The 24,680-nt window shown below is 53.1% G+C and carries 25 protein-coding genes; 9 read left to right on the forward strand and 16 right to left on the reverse strand.

The window, feature by feature from the left end:
- Positions 1 to 88: 88 nt before the first annotated feature.
- Both BLW97_RS12960 and BLW97_RS12965 read left to right on the forward strand, forming a co-directional pair.
- Positions 89 to 463 carry a glycine zipper domain-containing protein gene (locus BLW97_RS12960; RefSeq protein ID WP_010639269.1) on the forward strand — a complete coding sequence of 125 codons (375 nt, stop codon included), beginning with the start codon at positions 89 to 91 and terminating at the stop codon, positions 461 to 463.
- Between the two features lie 37 nt (positions 464 to 500).
- Entirely contained in the window at positions 501 to 1,025 is a 525-nt protein-coding gene (locus tag BLW97_RS12965) for a hypothetical protein (protein WP_075323365.1), read from the forward strand.
- Here the strand turns inward: BLW97_RS12965 and BLW97_RS12970 are convergent.
- The gene (locus BLW97_RS12970; RefSeq protein WP_024893105.1) at positions 1,022 to 2,767 is read right to left on the reverse strand and encodes a peptidoglycan D,D-transpeptidase FtsI family protein; all 1,746 of its coding nucleotides are present in this window, start codon (positions 2,765 to 2,767) and stop codon (positions 1,022 to 1,024) included. The two genes, BLW97_RS12965 and BLW97_RS12970, sit on opposite strands and share 4 nt — an antisense overlap.
- 58 nt (positions 2,768 to 2,825) lie before the next feature.
- Between BLW97_RS12970 and BLW97_RS19490 the strand changes: the two genes are divergently transcribed.
- The gene (locus tag BLW97_RS19490; RefSeq protein WP_158025170.1) at positions 2,826 to 2,978 is read left to right on the forward strand and encodes a hypothetical protein; all 153 of its coding nucleotides are present in this window, start codon (positions 2,826 to 2,828) and stop codon (positions 2,976 to 2,978) included.
- A gap of 14 nt (positions 2,979 to 2,992) precedes the next feature.
- Complete coding sequence (locus BLW97_RS12975) at positions 2,993 to 4,108, forward strand: septal ring lytic transglycosylase RlpA family protein (protein WP_075323366.1); 1,116 nt, start codon at positions 2,993 to 2,995, stop codon at positions 4,106 to 4,108.
- On the opposite strand, the gene BLW97_RS12980 is transcribed toward BLW97_RS12975, so the two are convergent.
- The 3 genes from BLW97_RS12980 to mrdA all read right to left on the reverse strand — a co-directional run bounded on the left by BLW97_RS12980 (position 4,089) and on the right by mrdA (position 7,857).
- The gene (locus tag BLW97_RS12980) at positions 4,089 to 4,397 is read right to left on the reverse strand and encodes a superinfection immunity protein (protein ID WP_024893103.1); all 309 of its coding nucleotides are present in this window, start codon (positions 4,395 to 4,397) and stop codon (positions 4,089 to 4,091) included. The genes BLW97_RS12975 and BLW97_RS12980 overlap by 20 nt on opposite strands.
- Positions 4,394 to 5,641 (reverse strand): voltage-gated potassium channel protein, encoded by a 1,248-nt coding sequence (gene kch, locus BLW97_RS12985; protein WP_207650598.1) that lies wholly within the window; start codon positions 5,639 to 5,641, stop codon positions 4,394 to 4,396. The genes BLW97_RS12980 and kch overlap by 4 nt, the downstream gene beginning before the upstream one ends.
- A gap of 368 nt (positions 5,642 to 6,009) precedes the next feature.
- Positions 6,010 to 7,857, reverse strand: coding sequence for a penicillin-binding protein 2 (gene mrdA / locus BLW97_RS12990; RefSeq protein ID WP_075323367.1), 1,848 nt, complete (start codon positions 7,855 to 7,857; stop codon positions 6,010 to 6,012).
- Positions 7,858 to 8,261: 404 nt separating this feature from the next.
- Here mrdA and BLW97_RS12995 point away from each other — a divergent pair, with 404 nt between their 5' ends.
- From BLW97_RS12995 to BLW97_RS13015, 5 genes are all read left to right on the forward strand, one after another.
- Complete coding sequence (locus BLW97_RS12995) at positions 8,262 to 9,767, forward strand: Do family serine endopeptidase (protein WP_075323368.1); 1,506 nt, start codon at positions 8,262 to 8,264, stop codon at positions 9,765 to 9,767.
- Positions 9,768 to 9,794: 27 nt separating this feature from the next.
- Entirely contained in the window at positions 9,795 to 10,964 is a 1,170-nt protein-coding gene (locus tag BLW97_RS13000; RefSeq protein ID WP_075323369.1) for a D-alanyl-D-alanine carboxypeptidase family protein, read from the forward strand.
- 19 nt (positions 10,965 to 10,983) lie between these two features.
- Positions 10,984 to 12,252, forward strand: coding sequence for a Tol-Pal system beta propeller repeat protein TolB (tolB, locus tag BLW97_RS13005; protein WP_075323370.1), 1,269 nt, complete (start codon positions 10,984 to 10,986; stop codon positions 12,250 to 12,252).
- Positions 12,253 to 12,548: 296 nt separating this feature from the next.
- Positions 12,549 to 13,466, forward strand: coding sequence for an extracellular solute-binding protein (locus BLW97_RS13010; RefSeq protein WP_075323371.1), 918 nt, complete (start codon positions 12,549 to 12,551; stop codon positions 13,464 to 13,466).
- A 184-nt stretch (positions 13,467 to 13,650) separates the two neighbouring features.
- On the forward strand, positions 13,651 to 14,973 hold the full coding sequence (locus tag BLW97_RS13015) for an OprD family outer membrane porin (protein ID WP_031576005.1): 1,323 nt from the start codon (positions 13,651 to 13,653) through the stop codon (positions 14,971 to 14,973).
- A gap of 150 nt (positions 14,974 to 15,123) precedes the next feature.
- Here the strand turns inward: BLW97_RS13015 and BLW97_RS13020 are convergent, their stop codons facing one another.
- The 12 genes from BLW97_RS13020 to BLW97_RS13070 all read right to left on the reverse strand — a co-directional run bounded on the left by BLW97_RS13020 (position 15,124) and on the right by BLW97_RS13070 (position 24,489).
- Positions 15,124 to 15,330 (reverse strand): TOBE domain-containing protein, encoded by a 207-nt coding sequence (locus BLW97_RS13020; RefSeq protein WP_065975096.1) that lies wholly within the window; start codon positions 15,328 to 15,330, stop codon positions 15,124 to 15,126.
- A gap of 238 nt (positions 15,331 to 15,568) precedes the next feature.
- Positions 15,569 to 17,704 carry a TonB-dependent receptor gene (locus BLW97_RS13025; RefSeq protein ID WP_075323372.1) on the reverse strand — a complete coding sequence of 712 codons (2,136 nt, stop codon included), beginning with the start codon at positions 17,702 to 17,704 and terminating at the stop codon, positions 15,569 to 15,571.
- Between the two features lie 23 nt (positions 17,705 to 17,727).
- The gene (locus BLW97_RS13030; RefSeq protein ID WP_075323373.1) at positions 17,728 to 18,519 is read right to left on the reverse strand and encodes an ABC transporter ATP-binding protein; all 792 of its coding nucleotides are present in this window, start codon (positions 18,517 to 18,519) and stop codon (positions 17,728 to 17,730) included.
- Positions 18,516 to 19,499: a FecCD family ABC transporter permease gene (locus BLW97_RS13035; RefSeq protein ID WP_065980195.1), complete on the reverse strand. Its 984-nt coding sequence runs from the start codon at positions 19,497 to 19,499 to the stop codon at positions 18,516 to 18,518. The genes BLW97_RS13030 and BLW97_RS13035 overlap by 4 nt, the downstream gene beginning before the upstream one ends.
- A complete protein-coding gene (locus tag BLW97_RS13040) occupies positions 19,496 to 20,542 on the reverse strand; it encodes an ABC transporter substrate-binding protein (RefSeq protein WP_075323374.1) in 1,047 nt (348 codons plus the stop codon). The genes BLW97_RS13035 and BLW97_RS13040 overlap by 4 nt, the downstream gene beginning before the upstream one ends.
- Complete coding sequence (locus tag BLW97_RS13045) at positions 20,539 to 21,147, reverse strand: globin domain-containing protein (protein WP_065974950.1); 609 nt, start codon at positions 21,145 to 21,147, stop codon at positions 20,539 to 20,541. Before BLW97_RS13045 ends, BLW97_RS13040 begins: the two co-directional genes overlap by 4 nt.
- Before the next feature lie 11 nt (positions 21,148 to 21,158).
- Entirely contained in the window at positions 21,159 to 21,890 is a 732-nt protein-coding gene (locus BLW97_RS13050) for an energy transducer TonB (protein ID WP_075323375.1), read from the reverse strand.
- The gene (locus tag BLW97_RS13055; RefSeq protein WP_226860572.1) at positions 21,887 to 22,291 is read right to left on the reverse strand and encodes an ExbD/TolR family protein; all 405 of its coding nucleotides are present in this window, start codon (positions 22,289 to 22,291) and stop codon (positions 21,887 to 21,889) included. The genes BLW97_RS13050 and BLW97_RS13055 overlap by 4 nt, the downstream gene beginning before the upstream one ends.
- On the reverse strand, positions 22,284 to 22,937 hold the full coding sequence (locus BLW97_RS13060; RefSeq protein ID WP_065973973.1) for a MotA/TolQ/ExbB proton channel family protein: 654 nt from the start codon (positions 22,935 to 22,937) through the stop codon (positions 22,284 to 22,286). Before BLW97_RS13060 ends, BLW97_RS13055 begins: the two co-directional genes overlap by 8 nt.
- A gap of 582 nt (positions 22,938 to 23,519) precedes the next feature.
- Complete coding sequence (locus BLW97_RS19660) at positions 23,520 to 23,675, reverse strand: hypothetical protein (protein ID WP_169829320.1); 156 nt, start codon at positions 23,673 to 23,675, stop codon at positions 23,520 to 23,522.
- A gap of 137 nt (positions 23,676 to 23,812) precedes the next feature.
- Positions 23,813 to 24,079, reverse strand: a complete 267-nt coding sequence (locus tag BLW97_RS13065) for a hypothetical protein (RefSeq protein ID WP_075323376.1) — start codon at positions 24,077 to 24,079, stop codon at positions 23,813 to 23,815.
- 179 nt (positions 24,080 to 24,258) lie between these two features.
- On the reverse strand, positions 24,259 to 24,489 hold the full coding sequence (locus BLW97_RS13070) for a hypothetical protein (RefSeq protein ID WP_075323377.1): 231 nt from the start codon (positions 24,487 to 24,489) through the stop codon (positions 24,259 to 24,261).
- Positions 24,490 to 24,680 lie beyond the last annotated feature (191 nt).

The following is a 24,680-nucleotide window of genomic DNA, read 5'->3' on the forward strand; positions in this document are numbered from 1 at the left end:
CTTGGCTACAGTGGCATAACCCTGTAATTTTGTCCCATAATGCAGGCTTGGCCTATTATGATTAAACGCTTAGAGGAGCTGAACACTCATGAAAACTGCTAAATGGTTGATAGCTGCTGCTTTCCCGTTGATACTGGCGGGCTGTGCAAATAATCCTTATGCCAGCAATGGTACGACGGCCAATACAGCCGGTGGTTCCCTGCTCGGTGCCGTAGCTGGCGCGGTCATTGGCAACCAGACCGGTTCACCACTGGCGGGTGCTGCGATCGGCGCAGGTCTGGGGGGATTGGCAGGTTATGGCCTTTCCAAGCAGCAAGAACAAGCCCCGGCCCCGCAACCCGGCTATTACGCAGCCCCCCAGGGCAGTGTCCCCTGTCCGGCAGGGTATGTGTGCAATCCAACAGCACCCCAGTATCAACAGCCTCCGGCCTGCCCAGCGGGTTACACCTGCACACCGCGCTAGACTTATGTCTGTAGCACCGATGGATAATCCGTCCGCAATGCCTGCCATAGAACATATCGGCGGGCATCTTGAGGGTGGAAGAACCCTCGAAAAGCACTCTCTCGCCCTGCCGGGCATCATTCTCAGTTCGGGCGAGGGCAGCATTCGCAGTTATCAGTTTCATCCGCAGGAAGAAGGCGTTCCTGTCACGCCACTCATTTGCCAAAGCATGGAGCCGCTACCGAGCGGAACCGATGCAGATTTGCTGGTCCGGCAGGGACACATTGTGGCGGTACGTCTGGCTGATGCCAATATTGCCTTGCATCCGGAAATTTTGCGGAAATCGGCCATTCGCGAAGTATTGCAGCGCGAATGGCTACTTTCGGTATTTCTTTTTGGTCCAGTTGCCGGAGTGTTTCTGGTCAACCTGATTTTTGGGATGCCCACATTTTTATGGTGGACAGCGTTGGGGGTCCTGATATTTTCCTGTCTAATCATGGGAATTCTGATCAGAAACGATTTACGTAAATTGCAAAACTGGGTGGACGAATTACATAAGCTAGCCAAAGAGCAGGGCACTTAGTTTCCACCGCCCTCCGACCAGATTTCCGCCTGTGCTGTGGTAATATCCGGCGCCCGCAGACGGCACACCGATTTGCCGCACCATTCCGGACCAATATCCAGTTGTTCCAACGCATGCTCCATGGTTACCCGGAATACCGGGGCCGCCTCGACCCCCCCGAAATTCCAGAATTTATCGCTGTCGCGCAGAGTTACCGCCATCACCAGTTGCGGATCACGTCCCGGGGCAAAGCCCACAAAAGTCGCGTTGGTGCGATGATGAAAAAAACCATCCTTGCCGTTGGCTAAATCTGCCGTACCGGTTTTGCCTGCTACTGCATAACCGGGAATCGCCGCAAGAATACCAGTGCCATTGGGCTCTGCCACACTGCGTAACCAGCGTCGCAAATCGTTGGCCACCCAAAAAGGCATGACCCGACGTTTGACTAACGGCTCCCCTTTTACCAGCACGGGACGAATATGATAGCCCCCGTTGGCGATGGCCGCATAAGCATCTGCCAATTGCAGGGTAGTCACAGATATTCCATAACCAATGGAAATTGTCGCGTGGCGTGCTTTTCCCCAACCTTCCCAGGCGGGCAAAACGCCTGAAGTCGTCCCTGGCAAAGCGACTTGGGGAACATCGCCAAAACCCACCGCCCGATACATGGCATATATATCTCGACGCGGCGTCTTCAGGGCTATTTTGGCGGTGCCAATACAACTGGAATACTTGAGAATGTGTTCAATATTCAAAATGTGATGGGTAACGTCATCGGTAATCGGATACCCCCCCACCCAGAGGGGATGAGACACGTTGAAACGGGCCGTTGGGCGCACACTATGCGTAGCCAGTGCGGCGGCAATGGCAAAAGGTTTAATGACCGATCCCGGCTCAAAAGCCTGATGGACGGCGTTATCCACATAATCCATGGGATTGCTGCAACTCCCGATATTATTGGGATTGCAACTGGGAACACTGGCCATCGCGAGCACCTGTCCGGTACGCACATCCATGACTACCGCCGAACCGTTACTTGCCCCGAAATGACGCTGGGCAGCCAGCAAAGTCATATAGGCCCAATACTGGATTTGTGGATTGATGGTGAGCTGCAGGGCATGTCCGGCGCGAGGAAGGCGCAAAATTTTATCGACATGGACAATCTGTCCGTGACCATCTTCCAGAACCTTTTCTTTGCCGGGGTAAGCCGCCAACCACTGATTGTAGCCCAGCTCCAGTCCGGTCCCTCCCTGATGCTGGAGGTTGACCATACCTAACAGGGGGGCAGTGACGGCACCCAGCGGATAATAACTGCGGCTGGTGTTTTGCACATAAATACCCGGAACCTGCAGTGCATCCAGCTTTTTTCCCAATGCGGGGGGAATCTGCCGGAGAATATAGGCATAATCTGCCCCACCCCCGGCAACCCTTTCGGCAAAACTGGCAGGACTCAGATGTAATACCTGAGCAATGGCGCCCCAATGATTTTGATGTTTATCCAGAATGGCCGGGTCAGCCCAGATGGTGACGGCTTTGACATTGACCGCTAACGGTTCACCATTTCGGGCGGTGATTACGCCACGCTCACTGGGCAGCGGTAAGGTCCGCAAATAACGCATGCGCCCCTGAGATCTTAAGGTTTGGTGCTCCAATAGCTGCAAACGCAAATCCCGGGCAAGTACGGCTGCAAAACCGAGCAGAAGAATAATAATCAACCAGCGCGCCCGACCCGAGGGTAATATTTTAACGGAAGTCTCAGCCATGACTGGGGCACTGTCTGCTGGTAAAAGTATTCATAGTGAACTCTGATGGAGTTTTAACATGAATCAGACGGCGGTACCGATAAAAAGTTCCGGGAATACGGCAGGATTTGAAATACTGTTCTATATGAACATGAGAAAAGCTTGGCAACCCAATGCCAAACTTGAACTTTCTGAAGACTCTGCCCTAGAATGGCGGAAACAACACTATTGAGGTCATGCATTTTCATGCGCTTGAAACAGGCATTCCCGTTTTTCCGATTGGGGACTTTTACCCTAGCTGTTGCGGCCCTGGCTGGCTGTGCCAGCATGCCCGGCCAGATGCATGCTTCTTCAGGCAACGGCTATGGATCCGCCTTGGCCAGTTCCGCCTATTCAACCGGGCAGTCCTGTTACGCTCCGTCTCCTGACCTGAATGCTGCCTATAATCAGCCCTATGAAATTGACGGACAGTGGTATCACCCGATGCACAACGCTTCGGGATTTTCTGAAAACGGTGTCGCCTCCTGGTATGATCGTCAATCTTCCAGCGACACAACCGCCATGGGCACGGCCTTCCATGCCCGGCAACTCTCCGCCGCGAGTCGCACCTTACCCCTGCCTTCCTGCGTGCGGGTGACCAATCTTGAAAATGGTCGCAGCATCGTGGTACTGGTAGATGATCGAGGACCCTTCGTAGACAGTCGTATTATGGATTTGTCGGCGGGTGCCGCCAATGCTCTGGGAATGCTCAATCAGGGGACTTCCCGGGTACATATCCAGGTAGTCCCCAGCGCTCTCAGTCCCAATGTCCCGACCCCGCAGATTGTCCAGGTCGCGCAAAGGCCAACACCGCAAGCTCCAGTACCACAATCTGTAGCGCCAGAACGGGTGATTCCTCAGGCTGCTCCCCAGGCTATACCCTTGCCCGCTTACACGCCTCCCGCAAATGCCCGAAAAAATCTGACGGCAGTCGTCAATCAGGCGTTCGCCAGCAACAACCCGGTAGTCCAGACAGTGCCCACGCAGGTAGTACCGCCAATGCCAGCGCCGTCGGCGCCACAGCCCTCTGCGCCGCCGACGGCCCATGTTCTGCGCAGCTGGCACAGAAGCCCGCAAGTCGAGCAGGTATATCTGGAAACGGCCCAGGCGATGGGTATGCAAAGTGCACTACGTGAGCGCAGCAAACTTCAGGACTTTGGCATCAGCACCGCCAAGCTGGTCCGCGCAGCATCCAACAGCCCAGCCGGTCTTTACAAAATCAAAATCGGACCCATGGCACCGACAGCTGCTCCCGAAGATTACGCATCCAGCCTGGAGCGCTTGCGGCTAGGCACTTTTGTGGTCAGCGAACAGGCGGGTTAGAGGCGTCAGCCCGTACCCGGTTCAGGGGCGGCAAGCGGCGCTCCCCCAGAATAGCCCAAACGATCAGTACCACCCAGGCAATGCCGGACCAGCCCAGGACGATATTGAGGACCAACACCCAGAGAAAATGTTCATGATGACGAGCAGCGGCAATTACGCTCGGCACGAAGTAAATCAGCAAACCGAGAACCGCCGCCAGTAACCAGACCACAAAATGAATAAACAAGGCGGCGATGCCCAGACCAATCAGCGCCAGCAGCACAATGCCGATACCCAGAAATGCGCTCATGCTTCTGCTCCTTCCGTTTTCGCGGCAAACAATTTGTTGATAATGATGTCTCCCTGCATTTCCTCGCCACTTAAGGTCATGGCCAGCAGTTCTCCGCCCAGCACATCGGGCGAAATAATCAGATCTGCACCAATCTGACGTAACCGTTCAAGATTTTTGGCATCCTGAACAGCCGCAACGGTTTTTCCGGGAGCATTCAATTCCTTGGCGGCCAGAATGATAAAAGCATTTTCACTATCAATCACCCGCAGGGCCAGAATACCCAGGGCACACTCAGCACCCGCCCGCCGCAAAACCTCCAGATCTGTCGCATCACCTACCATTAAATCTTCATTGGCCATCCATTGGTTTTCAGGGGGAGCAGGAACCAGAACCAGCGTCCGTAAATGGCGGGCGCGCAACGCCCGATAGGTATTTTGAGCAAGCATATTGTCGCCAATAATCAAATAATGATTACGATAATGGCGTTTCTCACCACCCATGAGCAGTCGCTGCATCCGACCATTGAGTAACGGCACAATCACTGCAGATATAGAGGTGGCAAAAACCGTAATACCCAGAATAATAATGGAAATCACGAAAAATCGGGCGTCAGTACTTTTGGGAACAATATCCCCATAACCCACCGTCGACATGGTGACCACGGCAAAATACAGGGCACTGACCAGATTGGTAATGGGTGGTGAAAAACCGGCACCCAGCACATAACTGCCCAATACCGCATAACTCATCAACAACAAGATGGAGATGACCGCGAAAAGCGTACCTGCCGCCACACTGGAGTGTGCAAAATGTCGGCGGAACAATAGCAAAGCAATGAGAATAACGGCGTTGAAAATAGTGAATCCGCTCCACTCCAGTCCGTAATGGTGGAGCAGCATGGCCAACATGGCCCCCGCCAATACCAGCGTAATCGCCCAGGAAAAACGTGAGCGGAACAGCAAACCAAAAGCCATTAACAAGAGGACGATGCCGAGTACGGCTTCGGGCACGGTGCCAAGCGCTGAAAGCAAAGGAGCCTGAGTCAGGCTGGTAGAAGGTGCTAATTCAGCAAGCTCCGGGAAAATGTGCAGCAGATCGGGGAGCGCATTGAGAATAGCGAGAGCACCCAGCAAACCTACGGCCAATGCCATGGGAATATGGGGAAACCAGTGATCCAGATATAAAACCGCACGCGCCTTGGCCGCAAATCGAAATAACCTCTGGCGCAAAGACAGGCGCATTACATCAGGAATTCGAATCATGGCAGTTCCTCAGGCTCTATTCTTACTTATTCAGTTAATGGCGTTGCAGCAACACTAACCCTACAGACATAATCAACGCAATAAAAAGCCCGACAGGTCTTTAATAAACGAACGAATAGATGAGGCGTTGAACCGGCTTTGCACACAGGGTGACGCAAAGCCGCAAATAATGCTTGATCAGGCACTGTGCTCGTTGTCATCTGGATCAGCCGGACCAAAAGTAGTCCGCATACCCGCATACATGGCAACAACCCACAAAGCGCCCAGAACAATAAAAGTAGCATAAAACATGATAGTGATTCCTTCTTCTGTAAGCTGATATTCAAGTATATCAGTAGACCGTAATCATCGGGAACAGTTCAAAGAGATCAACCAAAGGCCTGGGCGGGGTTCACGACAATATTGGTGAAATCCCGTAATTTCATTTTGGGACGCAAGTCACTCAAAATAGCTGCCTTGGCCACCGGAAGGGCTTGCCAGGCATTGTTCCCGCCATCCTCTACTATTGCCGCCACCGCAATTTGCGGATGATGGAGCGGCGCCCAACCGATGAAAAGTGAGTCATCATTATAAATCGTGCGGCCCTCGTGATAACCGATGGGCACTTCGGCTGTTCCGGTTTTACCGGCCATGGACAAACCCGGTGTTGCCATACTTTTGCAGGTTCCCCGGGTTACACAGGCTGCCATCCCCTTGCGCACGGCCCGTAGAGCAAAGGCAGGAATATGCAGATTCTTGGCGGGCGGTATCGCTAAAGGCTGCCGCACTCCGGTTTCCGGATTAATGAGTGCGCTCACCACATGCAAAGAGGGTAAATATCCGCCATTGGCGATGGCTGACACGGCACGCACCAATTGCAGTGGCGTCACCAGCAAGTAGCCTTGTCCAATACCCAGAATCACCGAATCACCGGTGTACCAGGGCTGATGAAAATGCGCTTCTTTCCAACGTGGCGTCGGCACAAAACCGTTGGCGCTACCGGGAGTATCAATGGGCGCAGGGTGACCAAAGCCAAAACGCCAGAGAGCCGCATCCTGACGCTGAATACCCATTTTGATAGCCAGCTTATAAAAAAATACGTCTACCGACCAGGCCAGCGCCTTGGTCAAACCGGTTTCACCGAAGCCCGAGCGATACCAGTCCCAGTAAACATGACCACCCAGACGGATATAACCGGGGCAGTAGGTGTGGAAATGGGGCGAAATAACATGATCCTGCAGCGCCTCAATGGAATAAAAGGGCTTGATGCAGGAGCCAGGAGGATAAAGCCCTTGCGCTACCCGATTCAACAGGGGGCGCCCCTTGTCATGCAGCAGACTCTGCCAGTGGACCTCGCTGATGCCATTTACAAACCAGTTGGCATTGAAGCTGGGGTTACTATAACTGGCGATCACTGCGCCATTATTGGGATTAACTGCCACCAGCGCACCACGAAAATGATTGCGACGCATAACGGTTGCGACGGCACGCTGCACCCGCAGGCGCAAACTGGTCAGGAGATTATCACCCGGCGTCGGCGCAATATTCCGCAAATTGGCCACAGGTACGCCCAAAGCATTTACATCCTTGATCTGATATCCGAATTTTCCACGCAATTCACGTTCAAACGCATACTCCAGACCGTTTTCTCCAATAAACCGGCGATAAATGTATTTTTGCGGATCAAAACCTTTCAGATTTCGGGCACTGACCGGTCCGACATAACCGACTACCGAGGTAAACAGGGTTTTGTAGGGATAATAGCGGTGCCACTGTGCGGCCACTTGCACCCCTGGAAACTGCATATCGCGCACCGAAAATGCAGCTATTTGTTGGGCATTCATGCGGTGCAGAAGAATTCTGGGGATATAGGGTGGTTTGTCATCCAAGGTCCGCAGTAAATGCGCAATATTTTTTTTCGGAACAGGAAGCAGTTGATCAATGTGCTTCAGGGTCGCATGCAGATGTTCTGTTTCGTCCGGAATAATTTCCAGCACATAACGCGGATGATTGGCAGCTAAAATCTGACCATGACTGGCAAGAATCAGTCCTCGCGCCGGAGCAACCGGGACAATGGCCGTATGATTGGCCTGAGCCATTTGCCGGAAGCGTTGATAATGCAGTACCTCCAGATCGACCAGACGCCAGATCAGGTACACAAACGCCAGCAGCAGCAAGGCAATAGCCAAAGCCAAACGACCCCGGAAGCGACCGGCTCTTACGGCGTTCGGACTCATAAAAACCTGCCTGTAACAACCATGAAATGAGGGAACAACAACGGCGTAAAGGCCTCTGCTAACAAAGTTTATGGCTATGCTGAGAGGTCATGATAGCGGGTAAAGTTCCCCAAGCCTCACACATTACTGTTGAGCTGCCGGGAACTTCCCGCGAAAAGCAGACGTCTTAAGACGCGTGTACAGCACCGTGACCATGACTTGAAGATGCCGCTAATGACCCGTAATCATTCCTGTAGTTATTCGTTGGAACTCAGCTCTGTTCCATGCTGATGACTGACGTCCTGGAAATACTGCTTATTTTGGCAGGCATCGCCCTCTTCGCTTATCCAGCCAGCATTCTGGTGGAGAAGATATTGTGTCATTGGGACAAAAATCATCCTGAAAAAAATTAGGAGCCTATGTTTATGCCTTTACGTTCATTCAGTTTTCAGCCACGGCAGATACTTGTCGCCGTAATAGCCGCAACGGCGGGTTTTGGACTCGGTGCGGCAGGATGGGCTTTTGCTGCAGATAGTCAGACGAGCTCACCCGCCACAATGGCCAAACCTGCCCCGGCAACAACAAACACCATGCCGCAAAAACTGGTGGATCTTCCCGATTTCACACCCATTGTCAATAAATATGGGAATGCCATCGTTAAAATTGATGACTCCGACACTAAAATCGTTCGGGGAGGGGCAGGAAACGCTACCGATCCGTTCCCCAGAAACTCGCCTTTCTACCAGTTCTTCCAGGGCTTTTCCGGAGCCAACCCGCCCCAGAAAGAAAAAATGGAGGCCCTCGGCTCAGGATTTATTATTTCCCACAATGGTTATATTGTGACGGCAGGGCATGTGGTGCGAGGTATGCATCATATTATTGTGACATTGACCAACCATCATGCTTACCCGGCCAAGGTGGTGGGTCTATCCGTTCGCTATGATACGGCGCTGCTGAAAATCAATGCACACAACCTGCCCACGGTAGAACTGGGCAATTCCCGTAACCTTAAAGTAGGCCAGTGGTTGCTGGCGATTGGCATGCCTTTTGGCTTTTACAATACGGTCACCCAGGGTGTAGTCAGTGCCCTGAATCGCCCGCTGCCCCATGATGATGAATATATTCCTTTCATTCAGAGTGATGTGCCCATCAACCCCGGCAACTCGGGTGGGCCTATTTTCAACATGGAAGGCCAGGTCGTCGGTATTAATGATCAGATATATACCAACGATGGTGGCTACATGGGTCTTTCCTTCAGCATTCCCATCAATACGGCGATGCGTGCAGTACATGCTTTTGAAGAACACAAAAAGCTTCGCTTTGGCTGGCTTGGAGTGGACGTTCAGGAAGTGAACCCGCAAATGGCCAAGGCCCTCCATCTGAAAGAACCGGTCGGGGCACTGGTTGCCTCGGTCAGCCCCCATGAAGCAGCCGCCAGGGCAGGCCTGAAGCCGGGTGACGTTATTGTGACCTACAACCACGAGGCCGTTTACAGCGTCGGACAACTGCCCCCCCTCGTCGGTGACACCCCTCCGGGAACCACGGTACCCATGGGCATTTTGCATGACGGTAAACCGGAAACCCTGCAGGTTACCATTGGCACCATGCCCGCCAAAATGCGTCATGTGGAAGCCGAAAAAACGGCAGATATCCGCCGTCTCGGGCTGCGCGTCACCACCCTCGGTCAGGCCGCACAAAAGCGTCTGGGCATTCATCATGGAGTGGAAATTGAAAGCATTTATCCCGGCCCCGCCGCGCAAATGGGATTGACCGATGGGATGGTCATTCAGCAAATTGACCAGCAGGAAGTGAACAGCCCGGAACAGCTGCAGCAAATTGTCCGGAAATTGCCGGCCCACACGCCGATTCCATTGCTGGTTCGCCAGGGTCATCAAAGCCTCTACGTGGTGATCACACTCCCTGCACACTAAAAATTAACCAACGTATAAGGAAGTCGCATGCGCTACAAAAAGTACCTGCAGCACAAATCCCGTTTCATTTTGCTTGCTGCCTTCGCCACCCTGATGACGGGTGGCACCGCCTTTGCGGGTACCAACCTGTTGATGCCCCCCCCACCACCCATACCAGATGCCAAAAGCTATGTGCTGATGGATTTCCAAACAGGCCAGATTATTGCGGAAAAAGATGCCAACCTGCAGTTACCCCCCGCCAGCCTGACCAAATTGATGACGGCTTATCTGACTTACGGCGCTCTGGCCAACGGAACCCTGCACTGGCATCAGCGCATTCATGTCAGCCGGGTAGCCTGGCACACGGGTGGGTCCAGCATGTTCATTCAGCCCAACCTCCCCGTTACCGTGGATCAACTGATGCACGGACTGATTATTGACTCCGGCAACGACGCGGCGGTGGCACTGGCCCAGGCCGTGGCAGGCAGTCGCGCCAGTTTTGTAGATGAAATGAATGCCACGGCGACCAAACTGGGCTTACCCGGTGCGCATTACAGTGACGTGGATGGACTCCCGACCCCTGATCTGCACCTTTCCGCCCTGGATATTGCGATGCTCTCCCGGGACCTGATTGCCAAATACCCCCAGGTCATCAACATTTCCAGAATAAAATATTATCGCTACAACAACATCAAGCAACGCAGCTGGAATCCGGCCCTTTTCGGACATCCCGACATTGACGGCCTGAAAACCGGACACACCAACGCTGCCGGGCACTGCATGGATACCACGGCAATACGCAATGGCCGTCGCCTGATTGCGGTGGTCATGGGTGCTCCCAACTGGCCCAGCGGGGTCAACGATGTCGTAGCCCTGCTGGATTATGGTTACCGCTTCACCACCGATCACACCGTGACCAAAGCCGGAAGCATGGTGGGCACCTACAGTGACACCAGCCTCGACCCCGACAAACTCCCCGTCACCGTCGCCCGAAGCCTGGACGTCATGATTCCCACCGGTGCTGAAAAAGATCTGAAAACCCAGGTGACTTACCAGAAAATTGGCAGCAAGGGTATTGCCAAAGGCCAGAAGCTTGGTGAGATGACCGTGTCATTGAACGGCAAAGTCCTGGGAAAAACCGATCTGGTTGCGGCCGATGCCGCCAAACCGGCAGGCACCTTTGGCAGTTTGTGGAACCGCGTCAAACAATCCTTATAGAACAAACCAGGAGCCTTCCATGCAATGGCCTATTCGTCGTATCGCCCTGCTCATGGCACTGAGCGCCCTACCACTGAGCGCCAGCGCCCTCACCGTCAACATCAGCAAGGCCGTCAGCAGTTCGGCGCCCGTGGCGGTTCCATCTTTTGGTTCCGGACCAGCAGGTCAGCCGGATATTGCCAGCATTGTGCGCTACGACTTGCAACACAGTGGCTATTTTTCGGTCATCAACCCCGCGCTTTATCCGGACGACCCGCATTCCGCCGCCGCCATCAACGTCGCCCAATGGGAAAAAACCGGGGCATTGGCCATGGTAGTCGGTAAAGTGCATCCAACCAGCAGCGGCTATGTGGTCGATGCAGACGCCGTCAGTCTGATCACCCACAAAATGTTGGCCGGACGGCGCTACGTCAGTGATGCGGAAGGCTATCACATGGTCGGCCAGGAAGTGGCCGATCTGCTTTATCAGCAGATCACCGGTGAACCAGGTCCTTTTGCCAGCCATATTGCCTATGTGAATCAGCAGGGAAGCCACTACGATCTGGACGTTGCCCAGTCCGATGGCTGGAATCCGCACAGCATTTTACGGGGTAAAATTCCGATTATTTCTCCGGCATGGTCCCCCCGGGGTCGACAACTGGCCTATGTGACCTACCGGCATCGGCACTCGGTGATCTACATTCAGAATCTCGCCAACGGTCAGCGTCATCAGGTTCCCGATCAGGGCACGGCGCTCAGCGCCCCGGCCTTTTCGCCCAATGGTCAGTATTTGGCCTTCGCCAAAGTCTGGGAGCGCGGCCGCACCGAATTGGTGCGGGAAAATCTGCAAACTGGTCATGAACAGGTACTGACTCGCAGCGGAACCGTCAACACCAGCCCCAGCTGGTCACCCGGTGGCCATCATCTGGTTTTTGTGTCCAACCGTCAGGGCAGCGCCCAGATTTATCAGATGCGGATTAATGGCAGCCACATTCAGCGCCTGAGCTATTCCGGAGGCTACAATGTCTCGCCCTCCTACGCGCCGGATGGTCGCTGGATTGCTTTTGTGCATGCCTATCGTGGCGTGCTTTCCCTGGCGGAAATGCGGCCCGATGGCAGTGGCGTGCAGGTGCTGTATGACGGTGGCAACTGCGAGCATCCCAGCTTTGCGCGTGATGGTCGCATGATTGTTTTTGCCACCCATCGTGGTGGTCAGAAGGTATTGGGTGAAGTAGCCATCAACGGCAAAGGCCTGCATTTTTTATCTATTGCCGGGCAGACTAATGAACCGGCCTGGGCTCCGCGCTGAGTACCTGCGGCTTCACGCGCGGGTCCAGAGGCCAATGGTAGATGGCAGTAATCACGCACTGCGCCGCTTCGGAATGCTGCCGATTGATCAGCACGTTCGGAGTCCCGGACAGCTGCACACGTGGCCCGCGTAGCAGCGCAGGCTGACTACCAGCAAGCCAACAAACTTTCGAATCTCCAAAAGTCCATGTACCTGCAGCAGAAAGCGCGGCGGAGGAATTTTTGATGAAGTACTTGACCGATGTCTTGGGTATCGTTATATATGATCGTATATATTCAAAAAGGAGAACACCCACAATGAAACCACGCAACACCGCTGTTTACCTCATCGCTGCCACTACCCTGATGACCCTGCCGGTCATCGCCAGTGCTCAGGACTTTCGCGTCGCCTATGCCGGCTCCATGGGTGCCGTCATGGATTTGCACCTGGGGCCGGCCTTTGCCAAAGCGCACAAGGTCAATTATCAAGGAGAAGGACAAGGAGCCTATGGTCTGGCACATCTCATCGCCGGACACAAACTGCGCACCGATGTGTTTGTCTCCATCACTCCCGGACCCATTGAAGTCCTCATGAAAGCCGGTCTGGTCAAGGAAGCCTATCCCGTAGCCAGCACCGCCATGTGCATTGCCTATAGTCCCAACAGCCCCTATGCCAAGGATTTTGAAAAGGCGGCTGCGGGTAAAATGCCCTGGTACAAGGTATTGCAAATGCCGGGCGTGCGTTTTGGCCGTACCGACCCCAAAACCGACCCGCAGGGACAGAACATTGTTTTCACCTTCATGCTGGCAGAAAAGTATTATCACCAGCCGGATCTGGTCAAAAACATTCTCGGCCCCGTCGAGAACCAGCAGCAGATTTTCACCGAAGCCTCCCTGCTGGCGCGACTCAAAAGTGGTCAGATGGCGGCTTCTTCGGGTTACTTAAGCGCCGTAAAATCCCTGCATCTGCCCTACATTACCCTGCCCGATCAAATCAATCTCAGCGATCCGGCCATGTCCAAGGACTGGTACAGCAAGGTCCATTTCACCCTGAATGTGGATGGCAAAACCAAAACCGTCCACACCCAGCCGCTGGTGTTTTATGCGGCAGTGCCCAGCGACGCACCTGATCCCAAACTGGGCATGGCGTTCATCCATTTCATGACCAGCCCCCAGGGCCAGGCCATGTTCAAGGAAACCGGATACAGCGAACCCAAAGGCCCCGTCCTGAAGTAAGTTTTTTCTGCGCCTGTTCGTTTCCTGATGCGGGCCGGACATAGTTCATGTCCGGCTTGCTGCATTACCAACAGCTCATGGATTGATTGTCTGTTTCGTCACCGCTTTCGCTGCTCTTGAGTGCCATTCGCTATATATCAAAAAACCTATCGCATTTAACCATCGCTATATTTGGAGTTCTTTCATGAAAAAAATGCTCGTAACGGCCATGACTGCCGCCAGCATACTGAGCTGCGTCCATGCTCAGGCTGAAACCCTGGGCCAGTTTTTTGCAAAAAGCAAAATCGACGGACAAATTCGCTCTTACTACTTCAGCCGTCTGTACGGCACAGCGGATACGCCCAACGCCTATGCTTACTCTCTGGCAGGACGCATCAATGTTTTAACCGCTCCTTTTTTATCGGGATTCCGGGTAGGAGTCAGTTTTTATACGGCCAACGCCATGGGTACCCTCGCCAGCAATCCTGACCGGGTCGATAAGACCCTGATGGGCGATAGTCCCTCCGTCAACGCGCTTGGACAAGCCTACCTGGAATATCAGGATCACTGGATCACCGCCAAGGTCGGCAATCAACTGGTCGATACTCCCTGGCTGAATCGGGTGGGTGGCCGCGTCATTCCCGTCACCTATCAGGGTGTTACCCTGGAGGCTCATCCCGTCAGTGGGCTGACCCTGAGCGCCCTGCGGATTTTCCGCTGGAAGGACCGTACTACTGACCAGTTCTACCGGGACAATCTCTATTACCCTGGCCACTATGATGGTGACTCTCTCTATGGTGGACCCAACGTCCTGCCCGCCGACACTCCGGCCAGCAACGGGGTACTCGCCTTTGGTGCCGGATACCACTGGCTCACAGCCAAAACTGATGCCTGGTTTTATCAGTTTGATCAATTTGCCAACATGTTCTACTGGAGCGGCCACTACGCCCTGCCGACATCCTTCGTCCTCAAACCCTTTGTAGACGCCCAGTTCACCCGGGAATGGGGTGCCGGAGAAGCCTTTGCCAGCACTGGAACCACTCTGTTTGGTCAATCCGGACAAGGCGTCAACAGTACCAACTGGGGAATCAAAACCGGCGTCAGCTTTCCCCACGGAAGTTTATGGTGGGGCTATGATGCTACCGAATTACACGCTCACGCCCTCGGTGGTGGAGCCATTATCTCTCCCTACACCGTCGGCTATACGGCGGACCCACTGTATGTGGACAGCATGATTCAGGGTCTGGTGGGTGTCGGCCCCGGACATGGCTGGCGGGTCCGCGCCGCTTACTGGGTTTTGCCCAAAGAGGTACAACTCACCGCCGGCTATTCGCAGTTCACCACTTACTTTTCCGGCAACAGCAACTGGACCCACTTCAACGTCAGCTATTTTCCGCAGGGCATGTTCAAAGGGCTGTGCTTGCGGGATCAGGTGGAGGTCGGCAATGGCGGCGTGCAGGGCTTATTCCCCGGCTCCCCTCAGCACTCCTTCGTTTATAATCGGGTGATGTTTACCTATAAATTTTAACGGCGATATAGTCACCGCTTGGGAATGACCAAGGCAATAGCAGTTAGTAAAACACTCGCCATTGCCGAGAATCCGTGGCAGCAGTTGCAGGGTAATCGAACAGCGACACGCCCTGCTCTGCGTTACGGTGGATCGCCAGGAAAGGTCGCTTCAGGGTTTTTCGATACTGACTTCACTGGCTTTGATAGCAGCGAAAACTTCGTCACCCTCTTTGAGTTTAAGACGTTCGACACTCCGTGTGGTAATCACAGAGGTAATCATACCTGCAGAGGTCTCCACTACGACTTCCGAAACCACGCTGTCTTTGATGATTTCAACCACTTTACCCTTCAGATGATTACGTAAACTGGATTCCATAACTCCCTCCTAATTAATCCATAAGTGATTAATAGTATAGCCTGCTTGGACGTGCAGAAATAGGCAATTGCCGCGACTATAGCTTGCATCCGAAATGCCTTTCTCCTACTTTCCTACAGCCATGCAGCCCCCCAGACCGAAACCGACCCTTTCCGAACAGATTCACACAGACCAGGCTCCACAAGCCTAACGTACTTTAAGTTCCAAATTCTGAGGGGACCCTATTAACGAATAACGCTCAGAATGTTGTGCTTATTTGAGCAAATGCGTTGATGGGTTGCGCCAACTGATAGGCGGCACCTGCCGAACTGGTACTGGGTGAAGCGCTGAGTGCGTAATCATTATTGAACAGATTGTTGACATGCACAGAGATTTGCAAATTAGGTAGGCTGTAGCCTCTCCATAAGGAAATCGCTCCCGTGTCGTAAGCAACGCTGAGGTTACCAGCCACATACCCACCCAGTTTTGAATTGCCCGTTGCGCTCGTGGCGTAATATCGAGAACCGATTTGCTGTACCGCCAGCATGCCCTGCCAGTGCGTCGTTTTTACGTTTAAGCCAACAGCCTCGGTGTGGTGAGGAGCTTGCAAGGCCGGCTGATTTTTAGAAGTCATACGCGCATCCAGAATGCCGAAATTGGCAAATGCAGACAGCCAGGGAGTGATCTGGTAGGTGTTGCTGAATTCCAGCCCCTGATAAATGGCAGCACCCGCATTGCTCTGGGTACTGAACACCTGATTCCCGATGACTACAGGCGTTGACAGAATGTAATTCTCGAAATTAGTGCGAAATGCCGTGAAACGACCGCCCCATGCTGCTTGATGCCAGTACGTTCCGACTTCATAGCTGTTTGCAATTTCCGGTTGGAGACCACTGTTGAAATAACTGGCGGTAAGCTGGCTGGAACTTGGCGCTTCGGCGGAGCGGGTGTAATTGAAATAGAGATGCCAATCGGGTTGGAGCGCGTAATTCATACCAAAAGAGGGTAACCACTGGTTGAAGTTTGCCGTCCGTTCCTCTTTACTCACATAATTGCGCCAGGTCCGATGCAGGTTTAACAATTTCACTCCGGTAGTCAGGCGTAAATGAGTAACTGGTGACCATTCCCCTTGCACATAGGGCTGAACGCTTTCTGTCACGACCGGCTGATTGACGGGTGCCGACACCAAGGCACCGGTAAATCGGTTATACAGGTTCGACTGGTACTGAAATGCGGTTTCATTATCAGAGTCTACCCAAATTCCTGCTTGGAGGCTGCCGGTGCTAAAAGGGTAGCGTGCCTTGAAGATGTTTCCAAATTCGTGTACCGGAAATAATCTGGTAGCCAGATAGAATCCACCGGGAGCCGAGCGATTGTTTTGTGTGAAAGTGCCACCACCCTTACCATAGAAATAATAATATTGATCAGAAAGCTCCAGCCTGCCGATGTGAAAGGCATATTTCACATAAGACTGCCAGTTCAAGAAATTTTTGAAGTTTGTCCCATAATAATTTGGTGACTCCGGATCGGCCGAATTACCACTATAACGCCGTCCATAGGTTGCAATTTCATGATCGGTGGCACCATTATAAAAATTCCAGGTCTGGTTATTCTGAAAGAAAAATAAGGTAAGTTGTCCCGGCCCGATATGACTGATGGATTTAAAAATAAATGTGTATTTATGGCTTTGTGTATTGTAAAAATAGCCATGGCTTCTGGTGCTGGTCGCACCCAGGAAAATCCTGGTAGGAATGATGCCGCCTAATATTTCTCCGCTGTTGATGACTCCACCGTAAGATTGCGTACCAAAAGATCCGTATCCATAAAACGGAGTTGCCGAGAAATGCTCGGATGGAGTCACCGAATGTATGGCAATCGTACCAGCAAAATTGGCGTTACCAATCGTGGCAGCAGAACCGGCTCCCGGTTTAACATTGATGGCGGAAATATATTGTGGCGGCAGGTTCTCATTAGAGTAAAAACTGTAGCCGATGGGCGCGTTGATTGGTATCCCATCCATGGTGAAGTTGATGAGAGACTGATCCATACCCCGCATATATATGTTGGATCCGTCGATACCGTTATTGCCGGTGGGCACGATATTCATATTTGGCAGGTTTGCCAGACTCTGGGCAAAATCTCCAGTGGGATTCATGGCAGAGATGGCTTGACCGGTAATGGTTTCTTCTGTTTGCGTCGAATTCAGCGGGGAGGAATAAGGTGCAGTTGTGGAGTTTCCGGATGTGCTTCCCAAATTGGCGGCAGTGCTTTCTACCATGGGGAGTACAGGTGTATCGGCCATGGCCGATTGTTGCGTTGCGATTGATGAAATAGCCAATGACAAAGCCATCTTGAGTAACTGGCGGGATAGGCGGGGCTGTTTGAAATTCAACATGATTTTTCTCCGAATAAAACAAGTCATACAACTAAGGGAAGTTTTTGGTTTGCAGCGGGAACAAGGACACGCCGACCGTCACCAAGGTCCGCAAATTCAACATCTACACCGTACAATGCGCGCATGTGATCTGAGCAAATCACGCTTTCCGCAGGGCCATCGGCCAGCACGCGACCATCCTTGAGGAGAAGAACCCGGGTAGCTGCCGCCAATGCGTGTTCCGGATAATGGCTGCTCTGTAAAATGGCAAAGCCACTACGCGCCAGATCCTGGATTTGCGCCATAAGGCGGTGTTGATTGCCGTAATCGAGGCCGGTCACGGGTTCATCAAGAATCAGGATGGGCGCTTCCTGCGCGAGCGCCCGGGCGATCAGCACCAGTTGTCGCTGCCCACCGCTCAATTCGGTATAGGATCGGCGCGCAAGATCAGCAATACCCAGGCGCTCCAGAGCTTTTTCCACTTCTGCCCGGTCATGGGCGCGCGCACCCCCAAGCCAGGATTGGTGCGGCATCCGACCCATCAGCACCACATCCTGCACCAGGAAAGGGAACACGGCCCCATGATCCTGAGGAACATAGGCCAGACGGCGAGCGCGCTCTCTGGACGTAAGGGCAGAAAGGGGGATGTCATCGATCCGGATCTCCCCGCTCAGGGGCTGAATAATCCCCAATAGCAGACGAATCAGGGTGCTTTTGCCGCTACCATTGGCACCCAACAGGGCGACAGATTCTCCAGGACGAATTTCGAGAGAGATATTCTCCAAAACGGTCCGGCGACCATAAGCGTAAGCCAACTGTGAGGCAGAAAGATTCATACCTTCCACCCCTTACGCAAGCGGTGCAAAACCAGCACGAAGGCGATGATACCGACCAGATCAGTTACTACTCCCAAAGGGATTTCCACTGGAAAAACGGTGCGGGAGATATCGTCGGCAATGACCAAAAACAGACCGCCCATCAATGCACTGGCGGGGATCAGTAGGCGGTTATCCGGTCCGACCATGAAACGGGCAATATGCGGAACGATCAGCCCCACCCAGCCGATCATCCCCGCCAGAGAAACCGTCAAAGCACTGGCGATGGTGGCTATAACAATGATCCATATGCGGGCCCAATGTACCGAAACCCCCAAGGCGTGCGCTTCTTCGTCGCCCATACTCAACACATTCATGGTTTTTCCGAGAGCGGTCAGGGCAAGCACGGCCAGAATAATGGGAATCGCCATTATACGCAGCTCACTCAATCGAACCCCGCTGAGATTTCCCATCAGCCAGTAAACGATGGTCGGAAGCTGGGTATAGGGGTTGGCCAGATATTGCACCATAGTCAACAGAGCCGTGAACAAAGCGCCACTGATGATGCCCCCAAGTACCAGCATCAGCACTGGATTCACGGGATAGAGCCGGGAGATGAACAGCGCAACGAGCACGGCGAGCAGGCCGAATCCAAAGGAAATGACTTGAGCCAGGCCCCAGGGTAAACCCAGAACGATGCCCAGTGCCGCACCAAAAGCCGCGCCTGACAACACGCCCAAAATGGAAGGGGAAACCAGGGGATTCATGAACAGCGCCTGGAAAGTGCTGCCGGACACGGACAAGGCCGCCCCGATCATGACTGCCGCCAGAATTTCCGGAAGGCGCACATGGATAAGCAGGGCGTGTAACAGCGGATTAGTACCTGAAACGGCAGCCCCGAGTGCTGAGAGAGGAATCGGGTAGCGACCGATCAGTAAAGAACCAGCCGAAACAAGGAGAAGCGCGACAAAAAGAATGGGGAGTCGCCCGATGCGAGTCATGGCTGCATGATCTCCCGAAGCTGGGTATCGCTGATTTTCACTCCGAGAAACTGCTGATAAAAATGCTGGATATCTTTGTCGTTGAAGGCGAACTGTTGGGGATAGAGCTTATGGGCAAGCCATTGCGCGCCCAGTATCTGCATGAATGAATACAGCCTGTTGAACCAACTGAAGGGTTGCTGGGGAATATAGTAAATGCGATGGCGCTGCACTGCCTGCAAAGGTGCCCATGCAGGATTGGTATATACCTTGCTCAAAAATATCGGGTTATCCGTGACAATCACCTTGGGATTCCAGCGCAGTAGCTGCCCCAAGCTGACTTGCTGATAACCCTGAAAATGATTGACCGTACAGTGAAAAACATTTTCACCTCCCGCCCATTGTATGGTGGCGGTCGGCATGGACTCATCACAGCCACTGCGTAATCCATCGGGGTTACCGGCGAAATACACTGTTACCCGATTCTGTTCTGGAATCCGGGTATGGAGTTTTTGCAGCGCGTCATTTTTTTCAGAAAGATACTGGATGAGTTTGTCGGCACGTTTCTGCTTATTAAACACTTCACCAAGCAGCCGATACGCCTGCATATAATCCGTCAGATTATGGAGTTTTATATTGAATACCGGCAGTCCCAGCGCACGCAATTTGCTCACCACACTCGCCTGCGGACCCATATAGGGATACCAGAATACGATAAGATCAGGATGCGCCTGTAAAATCGTGCCGATATCGGCGTTGTAGCCCTGCCCGAACCAACCACCGAGGACAGGCAGTTGACGCGCCGCCGGATCCAGATATTGGCGTTGCGATGGCGACAGGGGCAGATTCCATCCGGCGAGAAGACGGGGATCCAGGGTGTAAATGAGGGCATTGACCGGAGGTGCGCTACCAAAGACCTTGTGGAGTGGTTGGGGAATGTTTACCGCTTTCCCGGACATATCTATGACAACTTGCGCGTTCGCGCTCTGGAACAAGGCAATACTGGTGATCACCGCAAATATCACCATGCCCAGAAAAAGCCGGCGCTTAGGAAAAATAGTCATAGTGCGCACTCTGCAAGTTCACGCGCTTTGCTCATTGCCTGATTGAAAGACACCCTTTCAGGCGGTAAGGCGCGGCCGCGACGATTGATCACCCGCAAAGAAACGGACTCTATCCATCGCCAATAGATTTCTCCGGCATCTAATGGAAACCCGGTGTCGACCAGGCTCTTTGCGTAGAGGTCCAGCCAGAGTTCCCGATCCGCTTCGGTAATGGTAAAAGGTAAATGCCGGATTCCCAGGCTGGCAGAACCGCGCACTGAACTGTAGTACTTGGGGCCACCGCAAGCTTCGACGTGAAAATCCGCTGTCCTGTTTGCTATGATCTCAAAGCGTTTTTCACTATCACCAAAAATATCTTTCAGCGGACTCGCAAAAAGTAATTGATGGTGATAAATAACCAGATCACGGATTTTCTGCTCACCGGCGATCCGAAAAACATGGGGCGCGGGAGAAATTACATCGGGATAAGTCCAATAGGCTGTTGCCGGGGCCATGATCTCGCTGAACTCTCCGACTTCCGGATGATGACCGGATGTCCCGAGATACTGCCTTAACGTCTCTATTTCATGATTTACATCAATGAGTAAACGCTCTCTAGTTGTCATATTTTTTCCTTTTAACTGCCATTATTTAAACGAAAACGAATGGGTATCTCTACCCACATGGGCACGACTTTCCCGTCGCGGGTGCCGGGGGTAAAACGCCAGTGCCGCACAGTCTGTTCTGCCGCCCGATCCAGGCTGCTGTAGCCGGAACTGTGGGCTACCGTTATTTTTTCCGGCAGGCCGGACACGCTGACCAGTACTCGCAGCATTACGGTGCCCTCCTCGCCATCCCAACGCGCCGATTGGGGATACTCCGGGGCGGGGTTGCGGGCATAAGCAGGAATGCTGGGGCGGGTTTCCGCCGGGGCCGGAGGAGATGGAGCTAAGGCGGGTACGGCAGGTGATGCTGCGGCCGATGTCACAGCTGCGGGCATGCGGGAGATTGTGGACGGGGCTGCGGGTGCCACCCGCTTAGTCGGCGCCAGGCGCGGAGTGCGGAGCGGCACTTTGACCTCGCGCGGCGGTCTCGGCGACAGCCTGGGCGGAGCGGGAACGGGTTTGGGTGCTATCGGCACAGTGGTCCGGGGTGATGGCGGATGGGGACTGGGTTGTGGAGTGGCACCAGGGTGCGGCCAGGAAACCAGTTGGACCGCCATGGGCGGAGTGATCACCGGCCTGGGCAGATGTGATGGCCGCAAGCAGAGAGCCAGAACCGCCAGAATGCCCGCTTCCAGAATCAGAGCCAGCAGAAAAACCACGGCCCTGGGCGGCTGCGGGTTGGAGGGGAGCGCCAGCGTACTCACGACCGCCCCGCACGGGTAGCGATGCCCATCTGGCTGATGCCGGCGTGGCGGCAGGCATCCATGACGCTCACCAACTGCTGCAGAGTCACATTTTTCGCGCCCGCCAGGATGACCTGCGGGTGATTGGCGTCGTTTTGGGTCAACTGCTGCTCCAGTTGGGTCAGCGTCACCGCTTTATCGTGAAAAAGCAGACGGCCGTCGCTGTGCAACTCCACCACCAGAGGCGTTTTGGGCAAAACCTGGGCATTGCTGCTGGTCGGCAAGTGGGTGCTGACCCCTGTCGCGGGAATCATGCGCAAGGTGATCATGATGAAGAACACCAACAGAAAAAGCATGATGTCGATCATGGGAATGATCTCGATGCGCCCCTTGCGGGCATCGAAATAACGCATCTCAGACATCCCCTCGCCGTGCCAGCAGGCTGACGGAGGCATCTCCATGGGTCCTGACAGGCTGTCGGTAGAGACGATTCAGGGTGCTCACCTTGATCCTTTCCATCTGATGCAGCACCAGACGGACCCGTTGCTGAAGTCCGTTAAAAAACACCAGGCCCACAATGGCAATGGCCAAACCCGTTGCCGTGGCCACCAGGGCTTCCGCCACATGGCCGGTAATGGCCGTTGGCGCGGTATCCGGATTACCCAATATCTGAAAGGCATTGAACATCCCGATGATGGTACCCAGCAGGCCGAGTAGAGGTGCCAGGGTGACAGCCGTATCCAGAATCCATAAGCCCCGGTCCAGCAAGGTCGCCTGGGCGAGCATCGCCTCTTCGGCGTAGGCTTCGCCACTGGTCAGATCATGGGATGCGAGAACCGCTGCGAATACCACCTGTTGCGGACAGGATGGCGTCTTGGCCAGTTCCATTTCCAGGAATTCCCGGCCTTTTCTGCTTTGTAGATCGCGTAACAGATCGTCGCCCTTGCGCCGGATCATGATCAGCGCCCAGCCCCGCTCCAAAGCCACGACAAGCACCACCAACAATAGCAGCGGCATCAGATAAAGAATGCCTCCGGATACGGCGGCAAGGTGGAATAAAACCTCCATGGCATGCTCTCTATATATATAATGAAAATCATATTTGGTCAGCTCGTTAGCTACGGGCACCGGCTACTCGGCCCACCCAGCAGGTGGGAAATATCACTTCGTGGAAATGCCTAACGGTGATGACCGGACATACAATGGAATCCACATCGCCAAAACGACAGATATCCGCGCTTCCGAACCAGGGCAGTGCGGACCATCCACCGACAGGACCGCGTCATTACGGAAGGGAAAATTCAGGACGGCAGATCTTTTCTGTTCCATGTTCATTTTCTCTTATCAATATACGGCCGGATATGACGCATCACGCGCGCCTTCCCCGAGAAATCAAAGCGAGCCCTTCAATAACCGGACCCGCATACATTATATTCTTACAAATATATCGAACCCCAAAAAAAACACAACCATAATATTACGTTAAAGTTATATTTCGAGTTCATATAAGTGGCTGGGCATTTTTTATTGATTCCTGGAGTTGCCCTGTAGCCTGTCCGAGGCGAAAGTGTCCCTTTAGGCCACGACTTGCGCTGAAATCTACACTGCAGTCGCCCTGGCGCACTGAGATGGGGCCTTGCGGCCCTTTTTTCAGGCTGCGAAGAGTTTCTCGGCCGGTAACTTGAAAGCGTCCAGCCCCATTCCGGCATTTTTCCCTTCGTCTTGAAGAAGAGATTTTTGTACTGCATTATCCATCGCCAGGATTTTACTGGGATCGCGGCACTCAAAAACTCCGTTTTTCGTCATTAAATTTCAATAATCAACATCCAAATTGAATGAATGTCTCCTAACTAAGCGTCGTAGATAGTTACAACCGTATGCAACCTAAAATGGCGCACTTGTACCAAACAGTACTAGCAACCACCTCTTCTTGACATTAAATGTTATGAAGATTTGCGTTGAGATTTTGTTACCATAGTGACTTTCTTTGAAGAAGAAGATACATCTGGTTTCACTTTTTTTGGCGTCATCGATTTTTTTTCAGCCCTCAACTCCTTGGAATAAGATTGGGCTGGCTGACAATATCCACAGTCATTCTGCTTTTGATAAGAATCAGGAAATGGAACACCGGTATTTGTGGTAATATCCGCCTGTGCAACACCACAAAAAACAACAGTTAACATCGCCAGAATTATGGACATTTTTTTCATGATATCACTCCTTAATAGTAGATTTAACATAGTTGAAACAATAGTTTCCACACTGAATCTAATGCATGGTTTTGCCTAAAAACGGCTCTGCCGAAGCAGAGCCAAACTCCCATCAAAAACGATGGGGAGGAGGTCGCCTACACCGTAAATCAATACCACATCACTTTACTTAAACGCCCTTAAAAGGCGTACTGCAACATCAAACGATCATCAATAAAGGTTCCGTGATAGTTCGCATAGGGATTGCTATGATCGATAGCCAGACGGTTACGCAGAGATAATCCCTTCCAGAATCCTCCCGGGGTATAGGTCACATCCAGATAGTTGGCGTCTACGTTCGGCAGGTAGGGATGCGTACAATACATGCTGTAGGAATACTTGATCCGCAATTGCCGTAGGGGATGGATCAAAAAGCCAAACTTCCAGGCATGTCCCGCCGCAGAAGATGAGACCACCCGAGTTCGACAGTTAATCTCGCAACTTATTGATATTGCTAATAGCGATTTCAAAACGCTCCACTACAACAGCGTCAGTTGCTGAGACGCGGCTGGTTTTTTTACCCGGAGGGCATGCAGAACCTCGCTTTGACATTCCTGGATGG

Origin of the sequence: Acidithiobacillus albertensis, assembly GCF_001931655.1 — a bacterium.
GTDB lineage: Bacteria > Pseudomonadota > Gammaproteobacteria > Acidithiobacillales > Acidithiobacillaceae > Acidithiobacillus > Acidithiobacillus thiooxidans.

Bases quoted from the DNA above. Each gene is read 5' to 3' on its own strand.
- BLW97_RS12960 (WP_010639269.1), top strand. From the start codon at position 89: ATGAAAACTGCTAAATGGTTGATAGCTGCTGCTTTCCCGTTGATACTG.
- BLW97_RS12965 (WP_075323365.1), top strand. From the start codon at position 501: ATGCCTGCCATAGAACATATCGGCGGGCATCTTGAGGGTGGAAGAACC.
- BLW97_RS12970 (WP_024893105.1), bottom strand. From the start codon at position 2,767: ATGGCTGAGACTTCCGTTAAAATATTACCCTCGGGTCGGGCGCGCTGG.
- BLW97_RS19490 (WP_158025170.1), top strand. From the start codon at position 2,826: ATGAATCAGACGGCGGTACCGATAAAAAGTTCCGGGAATACGGCAGGA.
- BLW97_RS12975 (WP_075323366.1), top strand. From the start codon at position 2,993: ATGCGCTTGAAACAGGCATTCCCGTTTTTCCGATTGGGGACTTTTACC.
- BLW97_RS12980 (WP_024893103.1), bottom strand. From the start codon at position 4,397: ATGAGCGCATTTCTGGGTATCGGCATTGTGCTGCTGGCGCTGATTGGT.
- kch (WP_207650598.1), bottom strand. From the start codon at position 5,641: ATGATTCGAATTCCTGATGTAATGCGCCTGTCTTTGCGCCAGAGGTTA.
- mrdA (WP_075323367.1), bottom strand. From the start codon at position 7,857: ATGAGTCCGAACGCCGTAAGAGCCGGTCGCTTCCGGGGTCGTTTGGCT.
- BLW97_RS12995 (WP_075323368.1), top strand. From the start codon at position 8,262: ATGCCTTTACGTTCATTCAGTTTTCAGCCACGGCAGATACTTGTCGCC.
- BLW97_RS13000 (WP_075323369.1), top strand. From the start codon at position 9,795: ATGCGCTACAAAAAGTACCTGCAGCACAAATCCCGTTTCATTTTGCTT.
- tolB (WP_075323370.1), top strand. From the start codon at position 10,984: ATGCAATGGCCTATTCGTCGTATCGCCCTGCTCATGGCACTGAGCGCC.
- BLW97_RS13010 (WP_075323371.1), top strand. From the start codon at position 12,549: ATGAAACCACGCAACACCGCTGTTTACCTCATCGCTGCCACTACCCTG.
- BLW97_RS13015 (WP_031576005.1), top strand. From the start codon at position 13,651: ATGAAAAAAATGCTCGTAACGGCCATGACTGCCGCCAGCATACTGAGC.
- BLW97_RS13020 (WP_065975096.1), bottom strand. From the start codon at position 15,330: ATGGAATCCAGTTTACGTAATCATCTGAAGGGTAAAGTGGTTGAAATC.
- BLW97_RS13025 (WP_075323372.1), bottom strand. From the start codon at position 17,704: ATGTTGAATTTCAAACAGCCCCGCCTATCCCGCCAGTTACTCAAGATG.
- BLW97_RS13030 (WP_075323373.1), bottom strand. From the start codon at position 18,519: ATGAATCTTTCTGCCTCACAGTTGGCTTACGCTTATGGTCGCCGGACC.
- BLW97_RS13035 (WP_065980195.1), bottom strand. From the start codon at position 19,499: ATGACTCGCATCGGGCGACTCCCCATTCTTTTTGTCGCGCTTCTCCTT.
- BLW97_RS13040 (WP_075323374.1), bottom strand. From the start codon at position 20,542: ATGACTATTTTTCCTAAGCGCCGGCTTTTTCTGGGCATGGTGATATTT.
- BLW97_RS13045 (WP_065974950.1), bottom strand. From the start codon at position 21,147: ATGACAACTAGAGAGCGTTTACTCATTGATGTAAATCATGAAATAGAG.
- BLW97_RS13055 (WP_226860572.1), bottom strand. From the start codon at position 22,291: ATGTCTGAGATGCGTTATTTCGATGCCCGCAAGGGGCGCATCGAGATC.
- BLW97_RS13060 (WP_065973973.1), bottom strand. From the start codon at position 22,937: ATGGAGGTTTTATTCCACCTTGCCGCCGTATCCGGAGGCATTCTTTAT.
- BLW97_RS19660 (WP_169829320.1), bottom strand. From the start codon at position 23,675: ATGACGAAAAACGGAGTTTTTGAGTGCCGCGATCCCAGTAAAATCCTG.
- BLW97_RS13065 (WP_075323376.1), bottom strand. From the start codon at position 24,079: ATGAAAAAAATGTCCATAATTCTGGCGATGTTAACTGTTGTTTTTTGT.